The organism is uncultured Acidovorax sp., from assembly GCF_964021665.1.
Taxonomy (GTDB): Bacteria; Pseudomonadota; Gammaproteobacteria; order Burkholderiales; family Burkholderiaceae_C; genus Acidovorax; species Acidovorax temperans.
In genome coordinates this window covers 1-10778 of sequence record NZ_CAXIAK010000103.1, presented here as the reverse complement: position 1 = coordinate 10778, position 10778 = coordinate 1, and the positions used below count along the sequence as shown (strand labels likewise).

At 62.6% G+C, this 10778-nt stretch carries 8 protein-coding genes and 1 tRNA gene; 7 read left to right on the top strand and 2 right to left on the bottom strand.

Annotation, left to right across the window (positions count from 1 at the left end; genetic code table 11):
• Positions 1-74 precede the first annotated feature (74 nt).
• Positions 75-1403: a L,D-transpeptidase family protein gene (locus AADJ04_RS15955; RefSeq protein ID WP_341240216.1), complete on the bottom strand. Its 1329-nt coding sequence runs from the start codon at positions 1401-1403 to the stop codon at positions 75-77.
• 126 nt (positions 1404-1529) lie between these two features.
• The gene (locus AADJ04_RS15950) at positions 1530-2612 is read right to left on the bottom strand and encodes a tetratricopeptide repeat protein (RefSeq protein WP_207373017.1); all 1083 of its coding nucleotides are present in this window, start codon (positions 2610-2612) and stop codon (positions 1530-1532) included.
• A 215-nt stretch (positions 2613-2827) separates the two neighbouring features.
• On the opposite strand from AADJ04_RS15950, the gene cysS reads away from it, so the two are divergent.
• The 7 genes from cysS to AADJ04_RS15915 all read left to right on the top strand — a co-directional run bounded on the left by cysS (position 2828) and on the right by AADJ04_RS15915 (position 10618).
• On the top strand, positions 2828-4204 hold the full coding sequence (gene cysS, locus AADJ04_RS15945; protein ID WP_341240215.1) for a cysteine--tRNA ligase: 1377 nt from the start codon (positions 2828-2830) through the stop codon (positions 4202-4204).
• A gap of 45 nt (positions 4205-4249) precedes the next feature.
• The gene (locus AADJ04_RS15940) at positions 4250-4924 is read left to right on the top strand and encodes a DNA-3-methyladenine glycosylase 2 family protein (RefSeq protein ID WP_341240214.1); all 675 of its coding nucleotides are present in this window, start codon (positions 4250-4252) and stop codon (positions 4922-4924) included.
• Positions 4925-5011: 87 nt separating this feature from the next.
• Positions 5012-5989: an acetyl-CoA carboxylase carboxyltransferase subunit alpha gene (locus tag AADJ04_RS15935; RefSeq protein WP_066690120.1), complete on the top strand. Its 978-nt coding sequence runs from the start codon at positions 5012-5014 to the stop codon at positions 5987-5989.
• 156 nt (positions 5990-6145) lie between these two features.
• Positions 6146-7096 carry a tRNA lysidine(34) synthetase TilS gene (gene tilS, locus AADJ04_RS15930; RefSeq protein ID WP_273623060.1) on the top strand — a complete coding sequence of 317 codons (951 nt, stop codon included), beginning with the start codon at positions 6146-6148 and terminating at the stop codon, positions 7094-7096.
• A 65-nt stretch (positions 7097-7161) separates the two neighbouring features.
• Positions 7162-7254: transfer RNA gene (locus tag AADJ04_RS15925), tRNA-Ser, on the top strand.
• Between the two features lie 439 nt (positions 7255-7693).
• Complete coding sequence (locus AADJ04_RS15920) at positions 7694-8962, top strand: HD domain-containing phosphohydrolase (RefSeq protein WP_341240213.1); 1269 nt, start codon at positions 7694-7696, stop codon at positions 8960-8962.
• Positions 8963-9652: 690 nt separating this feature from the next.
• Entirely contained in the window at positions 9653-10618 is a 966-nt protein-coding gene (locus AADJ04_RS15915; protein WP_341240212.1) for an ABC transporter substrate-binding protein, read from the top strand.
• Positions 10619-10778: the final 160 nt, after the last annotated feature.

Here is a 10778-nt window from a genome sequence, read left to right as displayed (position 1 = left end):
GTGGGCGGGTGCTACGGAAAACATAGCTGCCAGCGCAAATCCAGCAAGCGCCAGCACCGATTTTCTTTTGGAAATCATCCAATCACTCCTTCAAAAAAGATTTGCCATTGCTGGCCGCGCCGCGTCCAGTACTGGCGTTTGATGGGGCCGGTGCGCGCACCTTCTGCCACTTCGCCGAACGTTACCACCATGGTGTCGGCCGAGTCCGTCCAGCGCAGGTAAGCCTTGTCCTTGAGGTGGACAGGGCGACCCTTGAGCGCCTGGGATTCCGCCTGCAGCACGGTGGCCCATTCAGACAGGGGCTTTTTCTTGTGGCTTTGGAAGTCCGGGGCGTAAAAGCCGAGCAGGCGGTTCATGTTGCCTTCGGACTTGGCAGCGCTCCAGGCGTTGAGCACGGCTTCGAACGAATTGCGCTCGGCCTGAACGCTGTGGGCTTGCACCCATTGCAGTTGCTTGGCAATCACCACGGGGGTGGAGCGGGGCTCCACCGTGCGCAGAATGCGCTCCAGGTCCGGGTTGGCCAGGGCTACGCAGCCGTCCGTGGCCAGCGGTGCGCGAGAAAACTGGTCGGGCGGCGTGCCGTGCAGCCAGATGCCGCTGCCGGTCTTGCCCCGCACCTGGTCCAGCGGGTTGGGGTAATTGATGGGCAGGGCACCCGCACCGTAAAAGTCCTTGAGCGTGGCGGGGTCCAGACGGCTGGTGATGAAGTACACGCCCAGGGGGGTGCGCTGATCGCCTTCCGTCGCCTTTTCAATGCCCAGCTTGCCCACCGAGGCGTAGTAATCCGCCACCAGCTTCAGGCCCTTGTCGGTGTTCTCGAACAGGTACAGCCGCGAACGCGAGGTATCCACAGCAATCGCATGCTTGTAGCGGGGGGCCAGCTCGACAAACTGCGCCGGGATGTGGGTGGACGCGGGGCGGTTGCGCTGCGCCTGCACACGCTGGCGTGATTCGGTGCGCAGTTCGTCCAGCGTGGCAATCACCTCGGGCGGGTAGGGCAGGGAGGGCTCCGGGACATCGCCCAGTTGCTTGACGGGGCGCACGCGGGCCGCCAGCAGGTCGCCCACGGCCAGTTGCGCCAGTTGAAAGTTGGGATGCTCGCGGGCCAGGCTTTCGGCCTGCACCAGTGCCTCGCGCCCCCGGCCTTCACTGGCCAGCTGGTACACCTTCAGCAGCCGCGCCTCGGCCTGCCCGTCTCGCAGTGCGGCGGGGGCCACCGGGGCTGCCGGTTTGGCTGCAGCGCGCTTGGAGGGGGCCGCTGAGCGCTGGTTTTTTGCAGCGGCTTGCGGTGCCTGGGCCGATGTGCGCTTGGGCGGCTGGGATGGCTGTGCGTAGGCGCTGGCCTGCACGGCCATGGCAAGCAGGGTCAGGGTACTGGCGGTGTGACGAATCCAGGTGGGCATTCCCACCCTGTGGCGCTGTGTCAAGGGGCTGTCAAGATAAAGGAAAGAGGGCAAGTCAAGGTCAGGCGCCCGCCGCACACATCACTGCCCGTGGGCAGGGTGGGTGCAGCGCAGGCGGTTTGCAGGTCAGCCGCCAGTGGCTTCGCGCACGATGAGCCAGCGGCCGTTGCTCTCGACCAGATCCAGCGTCTTGCGGCTGGAGACGTTCAGCGAGTCAGCGCTGTAGGCTTGGCGGAAGCGCGCGGTGGCCTTGTTGCCGTTCACCGAAACGTTCAGGTCGGACACCTGCACGGTGATCTTGGATTTGCCCACGATCCGGGCCTCACGTTCTTTCTCCCACGCGGCGCGGGTCATGCGGCCTGGTGGGTCAAAGTCTTTGCCGTATGCGGCCAGGTAGGCCTTCATGTCTTTGGCTGCCCAAGCGGCAGCCCAGGCTTGCACGGCTGCGGTGACTTCCTTGGCATCCTTCGCGGCCTCTTGCTTGGCTGCGTCTGGCGCGGCGGGTGCCGGGGCTGGTGTGGCAGCCGGTGCAGCCGCTGTGGCGGCAGGGGCGGTTGTTGGGGCAGGGGCCGCAGCAGGTGCTGGGGCCGCAGCAGGTGCAGGGGCCGGTGCCGGCCGCTGGGTAGCCACCACGGCCGGGGCAGGCGCTGCCGCTGCAGGCTTGGCACCCTTGGCAATGTCGGCCGAGAACAATTCGCGGATCAGGGCCAGCTTGGGCTTGACCGATGTGGCGTTGGCCGCATCCAGCTGCAGTGCCTTGTTGTAGGCCTGGCTGGCCAGCTTGGCGTAAATGTCGCCCAGGTTTTCGTGCGCGGTGGCGTAGCTGGGGTTGGTGCGGATGGCCATTTCCAGCGCGGTGCGGGCCTTGTCCAGCTGGTTCTGGTTGGCATACAGCACGGCCAGGTTGTTGTAGGGCTCGGGCAGCTCTGGGTAATCTTCAGTCAACTTGGTGAACGTGGCCACGGCGTCTGCCGGCTTGCCCGAGTCGGCCTGGGCCACACCCTTGAGAAAGCGCAATTGCGGATCGCGGGGCGTGGCAGACAATCGCTGGTCCGCCTTGGTCAGGGCTTCGGCCGCTTTGCCGGCCTTGAGCAGCTGCGTGATTTCGGCATAGTCGTTGGCCTGCGCCTGGGCAGCACCGGTACCGACAAGGGCCGTCAGTGCCAACAGGCGCAGTAGTCGGGGAAGGGTGCGGCGGACTTGCTTCATGAGGGTTCTGGAGGGGTTGAACGGCGTGAAACCCGGGCCGGGCTTATACTGCGGCGGATTGTAGCTGAGGGGGTTGTCATGACGGAGCACTGTTGCCGCTGGTGATTTCATCGGTCGCCCACTTGAGGCGCCGTCCCCCGCGAGGGACCGATTCCTCGCGCTACAGGGTGATCCGCATCGCCCATCCACACCCCCGATCCCGACCCTGACATCCCATGAGCTTGCGCATCTACAACACGCTGTCGCGTGCATTGGAAGACTTTTCTCCGCTCGAACCTGGCCACGTCCGCATGTACGTCTGCGGCATGACCATTTATGACCTGTGCCACATTGGCCACGCCCGCATGATGATGGCGTTTGACGTGGTGCAGCGCTGGCTCAAGGCCAGCGGAATGCGCGTGACCTACGTGCGCAACATCACCGACATTGACGACAAGATCATCAAACGCGCGCTGGAGCGCGGCATCACCATCCGCCAGCTCACCGACGAGATGATCGCCGCCATGCACCAGGACATTGGCGCGCTGGGCATTGAGCCGCCCTCGGTAGAGCCCCGCGCCACAGAATATGTGCCGCAAATGCTTTCGCTGATTGGCCAGCTGGAAGGCAAGGGCCTGGCGTATCGCGCCAGCAATGGCGATGTGAACTACTCCGTGCGCAAGTTCGATGGCTACGGCAAGTTGTCGGGTAAGTCGCTGGACGAGCTGCGTGCGGGTGAGCGCGTGGCCGTGCAAGACGGCAAGGAAGACCCGCTCGACTTCGTGCTGTGGAAGTCTGCCAAGGCCGATGAGCCGGAAGACGCGAAGTGGGCCAGCGAATTCGGCACCGGCCGCCCCGGCTGGCACATTGAGTGCTCGGCCATGAGCTGCGCCACGCTGGGTGAGACGTTCGACATCCACGGCGGCGGTGCGGACCTGCAATTTCCCCACCACGAAAACGAAATCGCCCAGAGCGAAGGTGCTACGGGCAAGCCGCTGGCCAAGTTCTGGGTGCATAACGGCTTTGTGCGCGTGGACAACGAGAAGATGTCCAAGAGCCTGGGCAACTTCTTCACCATCCGCGATGTGCTCCAGCAATACGACGCCGAGACGGTGCGGTTTTTCATCGTGCGCGCCCATTACCGCAGCGCACTCAATTACAGCGATGCCCACCTGGACGACGCGCGCCAGGCCCTCAAGCGCTTGTACACCGCGCTGAGCCTGGTGGAACCCGCCGCCGTGGCTGTGGACTGGAGCAACCCCTACGCTGCCCGCTTCAAGGCCGCCATGGACGAAGACTTTGGGACGCCCGAAGCCGTGGCAGTGCTCTTTGATCTGGCCAGCGAAGTCAACAAGACCCGGTCTGCCGAACTGGCTGGTCTGCTCAAGGCCCTGGCCCAATGCCTGGGCTTGCTGCAGGGCGATCCCAAGGCGTTTTTGCAGGCGGGTGCTGGACTCGACGAAGCCGCTATTCAGGCGCAAATTGCCGCTCGCGCTGCTGCCAAGGCCGCGAAGGACTTTGCTGAGGCCGACCGCATCCGTCAGGCCTTACTGGCCCAGGGCATCGTGCTCAAGGACTCTGCAGCGGGTACGACCTGGGAAGCTGCACAGTGATTCTTTTTATGAAAAAAACCGCCATCAAGGCAGACTGGATGAGCGGTGGCAGCTACTAAAAAAATAGCATCTGCGGATGCCATCCAGGCATCGCCTGACCTGGCGACGCCGGCCTACTGGGCCGAGGCCTGCAAGCACTTGGTCAAAAAAGACCGGGTGATGAAGCGCCTGATTCCTCAGTTTGGTGATGCAGCGCTGCAAACCCGCCGCGATGCTTTCACCACGCTGGCGCGCAGCATCGTGGGCCAGCAGTCGTCGGTCAAAGCCGCACAAGCCGTGTGGGAACGCTTTGCCGCGTTGTCGCGAACCCTGAGCCCGGCCCATGTGCTCAAGCTCAAGGTGGACGATATGCGCGCCGCAGGCTTGTCGGCCCGCAAGATCGACTATCTGGTGGATTTGGCCCTGCACTTTGACAACGGCAAGCTGCACGTCAAGGACTGGGAGTCCATGGACGACGAGGCCATCATTGCCGAGCTGGTGGACATCCGTGGCATTGGCCGCTGGACGGCCGAAATGTTCCTCATCTTCTATCTGCAGCGCCCCAATGTGCTGCCGCTGGATGACCCTGGACTGATCACCGGTATCAGCCAGAACTATTTTTCGGGCGAGCAGGTCAGCCGCAGCGATGCGCGTGAAGTGGCCGAGGCCTGGAAGCCCTGGTGCAGTGTGGCGACTTGGTATATTTGGCGGTCGCTGGACCCCGCACCCACCACCGATTAACGGCGGACAACCGACCCTTGTTTGACATCGGTTACATTGCGTGCCGTTCGCGGCTGCCCCGCAGTGCGCGACCTAAGGAGAAAAACGTTGGCGAAAAAAACCTTTCTGGATTTCGAACAGCCGATTGCTGAACTCGAATCCAAAATCGAAGAACTGCGCTACGTGCAGACTGAAAGCGCTGTCGATATTTCTGAAGAAATCGATCAGCTCAGCAAGAAGAGCCAGCAGCTCACCAAAGACATCTACAGCGAGCTGAGCCCCTGGCAGATCACCAAGATTGCCCGCCACCCCGAGCGTCCCTACACGCTCGACTACGTGCGCGACATCTTTACTGATTTTGTGGAACTGCACGGCGACCGTCACTATGCGGACGACCTCTCCATCGTAGGTGGCTTGGCCCGCTTCAACGGCCACGCCTGCATGGTGATGGGCCACCAAAAGGGCCGCGACACCAAAGAACGCGCCATGCGCAACTTTGGCATGAGCAAGCCCGAGGGCTACCGCAAGGCGCTGCGCCTGATGAAAACGGCCGAGAAGTTCAAGCTGCCCGTGTTCACCTTTGTGGATACGCCCGGCGCTTACCCCGGCATCGACGCCGAAGAGCGTGGTCAGTCTGAAGCCATCGGCCGCAACATCTTCGAGATGGCGCAACTTGAAGTGCCCATCATCACCACCATCATCGGCGAAGGCGGCTCGGGCGGCGCGCTGGCTATCAGCGTGGCTGATCAAGTCGTCATGCTGCAATACGCCATCTATTCCGTGATCAGCCCTGAAGGCTGCGCCTCCATCCTCTGGAAGACGAGCGACAAGGCCCAGGAAGCGGCCGACGCTTTGGGCATCACCGCCCACCGCCTCAAGGCCCTAGGCCTGGTGGACAAGATCGTGAGCGAGCCCGTGGGCGGCGCCCACCGCGACCACAAGCAAATGGCGGCTTTCCTCAAGCGCGCTTTGGGCGATGCCTTCCGCCAATTGGCCGACCTCAAGACCAAAGACCTGCTGGATCGTCGTTATGAGCGTCTGCAAAGCTATGGCCGCTTCAGTGACACCAAGGCAGACAGCCGCTGAACGCCTGACTGTGGCCACGAGTTTCGCGCTACGTAGCACCGCTGCAAAGGCCCCGGATGGGGCTTTTGCATTTGTGCCGATGGCTGGGCTTCTCTCTCGCCTTCGGTGGTTTGTTCAATGGTGCCAGTGCGGGGCAGGGCATGCGGAGGTCTGGGCATGACCATCTCCGTGGATGCCGCCATGGCGGCGTTTTCTCCCAAACTACCCTTGGCTGTCGGGCTCAGTGGGGGCGCAGACTCTACGGCGCTGTTGTTGGCCGCGTCACGAAAGTACCCAGGGCAAGTCAGCGCCATCCATGTGAACCATGGCCTGCAAGCGGCGGCAGCGTCTTTCGAGCGGCATTGCGTGCAGCTGTGCAACGCTCTCGGTGTTCCCTTGTTCGTGCAGCGTGTGGACGGTCGCCACGCCAGCGGCCAGAGCCCGGAAGACGCTGCACGCCAGGCGCGCTATCAGGCATTTGATGCTGCACTGGCCTCTGAGCCTGCGCTAGCTGCTATCAAGACTGTAGCGCTGGCGCAGCACGCGGACGATCAGGTAGAAACCATGCTCCTTGCCTTGTCGCGCGGCGCAGGGGTCGCAGGCATCGCGGCCATGCCCGCCCACTGGCAACGGCAAGGGCGCGTTTGGTGCAGGCCACTGCTCCAGGTATCCAGTCATGACGTGCGCGACTGGTTGCGCCAAGGTGGGCATGCGTGGATAGAAGACCCCAGCAACACAGACCAGCGTTTCACCCGCAATCGCATTCGCGCCCAGCTACTGCCTGCGCTTCAGGCAGTTTTCCCCTCGTATCGGGAAACGTTTGGACGAACCGCGGCCAACGCAGCCCAGGCAGACGAGTTGCTGCAAGAGATCGCAGAGCAAGACCTCGCTGCCACGGGCTTGCCTCCCACGATCCAGCGCCTACAGACGCTGACCCGCTCAAGGCAGGCCAACGTCTTGCGCTACTGGCTGCGGATCCATCACCAAACCACCCCATCCGCCGCCCAGCTGGCGGAGCTGCTGGATCAGATAGCTGCGTGCACGACCCGAGGACACCGTTTGCGGCTGAAAGTGGGGCGTGGCTTTGCGCTGAGGCAAGGGGCTGTACTTGAATGGAGTGCGGCCTGAAACCTCTCCGGCAAGCCTCCAGGTTTTCCTAGAAAGCCTCAAAAATGAGGCATAATAGCGGGATTGGAAACGTGACCGAGTGGCCGAAGGTGCTCCCCTGCTAAGGGAGTATGGGGTGTAGAGCCTCATCGAGGGTTCGAATCCCTCCGTTTCCGCCAAGATAAGCCCTGAGCAACAAAGTTGTTCAGGGCTTTTTCGTTTGGATCCCCATCTGCGCATTGAGGCGGTATCGACAGCATCCCGTCATCCCAGTACTTGGGATATTGAAGCCAGGACGTATGCCATCTTGTGGACCGCCGACCCCAACCTACGGTGAATTTGAGGCGTAAGGGCCGTGATATGAGCAACGGTGTTCCCTCGCCCGCGACCAAGCACCAGGGCGATCTGTACAAGGCCACCAAAATGCGCGCCGGACCCTGTGTGGGCTTGTTTGAAGACGTTCATAGCGTGTTCTTGCAGATCTTGCCGTCTTTCATGACCAATTTCAGATTTCTCTCAGGGGCCTCACGCGCTATCGCCCCGCCCGTGGCAAACCAGGGTGGTACTTTTGGGAGTGCGCGGCTCATAATCAGCCATCACGTTTCTGGGGGACACACGATGACGCCACCTACCGCCTCTGACCGAAGTGCTTTCGGTAAAGCCAACCCCCACGCTCTGGCCACCATTTTGGAGGCGAGCGAAACCCGCCGGATCATTTCCGCCACCGACATCTACGACATTTCCGGCGTAAAGCTTTGGGCTGGCAACCAGCCTGTGTCCACCTCGCTGCAACGCAAGCTGCTGGACCGTGAGTTGCGTCAGCCGCTGGAAACCAGTTTGGTGGCGGAAGATGGCGTCAGCGCCGCGAGCCTGGCGCTTGCGTTCGAAGAATTGCTGGGCGGCGGCTCCGCGCTGCTCCCTTTGCTGCAACCCCATGCCCAGCGTTTGGCCAGCTTGATCAAAGGGCTGACTCTGCACCCTGTAGCCCAGCTTTTGCTCACCGCCGCGCAGACCGCGCGGCCTGAACACTACGCTCATGCTGTGGCCGCAATGGCTCTGAACGGGGCTCTGATGGCTGCAGGAGGTGGAGACGACGCCGCGGTGCGCCTGGCGTTGCTCTGCGGTCTGTTGCACGATGTGGGCGAGATGTACATCGGCCCGGAGCACGGCGAAGCCGAGGCCGACCGGGATCTGGACTTTGCCAGTTACCAGCAGCTGGTGGTGCATCCGCATGTGGGGTCGCTGCTCTTGGCGCAGTTGACCAACTATCCCGCCGACGTGGCCAGGGCTGTGGCAGAGCATCACGAGCGGCTGGACCAATCGGGCTACCCCAATGCGTTGGCTGGGGGGCAGATGTCCACGCAGGGCCGTCTGTTGGCGGTGACGGAGGCCACCCTCCACGCGCTGCGCAGCCCCTACAGCCACTTGCTGCACGCCAGTGTGGCGCTGCGTGCGGTTCCCGGAGAATTCGATTTGGTCTGGGTCGGAAAAATTACCCATGCGTCCAGCGCACAGCCACCCCAATCTGCAGTGATGAAGCCTGAAGACATTCAGCAGCGCCTGGCTGCCTTGAGTGAGGTGCTGGCGTCAGCAGAAAGCCGGGTGAGTGCTTTGGCAGCGCAGGCCCAGTTGCCTGCGTTGCAGCAGGCGCTGGAGCTTGCAGAATTTTTGTTGGGACGACTGCGCACCGGCTGGAACGAGAGCGGTTTGTGGAACCCATCGGCCCTGCTCAGCGCAGATGCGGCGGAGGTGGAGGCACTGGAAGACGAGCTCTACTTTCGCTTGCGAGGCGTGCAGCGCGCCGCTTTGCTGCGTGCGGGCACGCTACCAGCACCGCAGGCGCAGCAGTTGCAAGACCTGTGCGACTCCCTGGCCATGGGGGGCTAGCTGCCACGCAGCGCAGACCAGCGAAATCACCGAGCTGCGCTGGCTGGTGCAACAAGTGATGGATGAGCTAGCCTTGCGCCATGGGTCTGCGCCGCAGGTGCACCTGGAGTGTTGTCGCCAAAAGGGTGGGGCGGACGAGGGACAAAGCCTGCCGCTGCTCACGCTGGATCGTTCGCGCACCAGGCTACTGCGCAACTTGCTGGACAACGCTTCGCGCCAGAGCGACCCTGCTGGCCAACCCTTGCAGCTGCGCTGCACATCGCCAATACTGGCCGGGGCCTGCTGGTCGAGGCGGTGTTGCCTGGCACCGCTTTCTGATGGGAGCAGCGGGTGGCGTGCCGCAGTGATGTGTAGGCGGCCCATTTCCCGCAGGCCCAGGTTGCACCTGTATGGTGCAAGTTGATATCTACGTTTGTTAGATATTTACGTAAAAAGTGCCGCTAACGCACGCTGAATAAGCGCTGCAAGCTATCAAATAAATAGCATTGCTGATTCGTGGTCTGGGGGCATGGCCCTCTGTTTGGGCTGGCCTCGTTCTTGCTGTTCTGTCCGCACCCACTTCGCCGTGGTTCGTTGGTGATTACCCTGTATAGACAGGTGTTTCCGCAATGGCATCATGGCGCGGTGTTGCTGGGGTGTCCTGGCCACGCGTGGGCGACGACGAACTCTTTTTTCGAACAGGAGCAGATGATGACTGGATCGGTTGTAAAGATGGCAACGCTGGCGGCGGCCGCTGCTTGTGTCCTGGCTGTGGCCACGCCCGCGCAGGCGCAAAACACCAAAATCGTGCTGGGCATGTCCGGCTGGACGGGCTTTGCGCCCCTCACTCTGGCCGACAAGGCCGGCATCTTCAAGAAAAACGGCCTGGATGTGGAGATCAAGATGATCCCGCAGAAGGACCGCCACCTGGCCCTCGCCTCCAAGTCCATCCAGTGCGCTGCCACCACCGTGGAGACCCATGTGGCCTGGAACGCCAACGGCGTGCCCATCGTGCAGATCTTCCAGATGGACAAGTCCTACGGCGCCGACGGCATCGCGGTGCGCGGCAGCATCAACAGCTTTGCAGACCTCAAGGGCAAGACCATCGGCGTGGACGCGCCTGGCACGGCCCCGTACTTCGGCCTGGCCTGGATGCTGAGCAAGAACGGCATGAGCCTCAAGGACGTGAAGACCACCACGCTGTCGCCCCAGGCCGCAGCACAAGCCTTCGTGGCGGGGCAGAATGACGCCGCCATGACGTACGAGCCGTACCTGTCCACCGTGCGCGAGAACCCCAGCGCCGGCAAGATTCTGGCCACCACGCTCGACTACCCCATGGTGATGGACACCGTGGGTTGCGACCCGACCTGGCTCAAGGCCAACGCCAAGGCGGCTCAGGCACTGGCCAACTCGTATTTCCAGGCGCTCGACATGATCAAGGCCGACCCGGCCAAGTCCAACGAGATCATGGGCGCCGCCGTCAAGCAGACGGGCGAGCAGTTCGCCAAGTCCTCATCATTCATGCGCTGGCAGGACAAGGCCGCCAACCAGAAGTTCGTTGCGGGCGAGCTGCAGGCCTTTATGAAAGACGCCACAGCCATCCTGCTCGAGGCCGGAATCATCCGCAAGGCCCCTGAAGACTTGAACGTCACCTTCGACGCCAGCTTCATCAAGTAAATAGACGGAAGAAGAGCGCTCCATGTCCGCCGTACAACCCCTGTCCGTTACCGAGCCAACAAAACAGCCAAAGGCCACCGTGCGGAGGCGCTCGCTGGCCCCGCTGGAGCCTGTGAGCAGCCGATCCCGCTGGATGCTCGGGCTGGCCTTTTTCGCCCTG

What these genes read in the sequence shown, in the direction of transcription:
- AADJ04_RS15920 (WP_341240213.1), top strand. Translation starts at nt 7,694, where the DNA reads ATGACGCCACCTACCGCCTCTGACCGAAGTGCTTTCGGTAAAGCCAAC.
- tilS (WP_273623060.1), top strand. Translation starts at nt 6,146, where the DNA reads ATGACCATCTCCGTGGATGCCGCCATGGCGGCGTTTTCTCCCAAACTA.
- AADJ04_RS15915 (WP_341240212.1), top strand. Translation starts at nt 9,653, where the DNA reads ATGACTGGATCGGTTGTAAAGATGGCAACGCTGGCGGCGGCCGCTGCT.
- AADJ04_RS15950 (WP_207373017.1), bottom strand. Translation starts at nt 2,612, where the DNA reads ATGAAGCAAGTCCGCCGCACCCTTCCCCGACTACTGCGCCTGTTGGCA.
- cysS (WP_341240215.1), top strand. Translation starts at nt 2,828, where the DNA reads ATGAGCTTGCGCATCTACAACACGCTGTCGCGTGCATTGGAAGACTTT.
- AADJ04_RS15955 (WP_341240216.1), bottom strand. Translation starts at nt 1,403, where the DNA reads ATGCCCACCTGGATTCGTCACACCGCCAGTACCCTGACCCTGCTTGCC.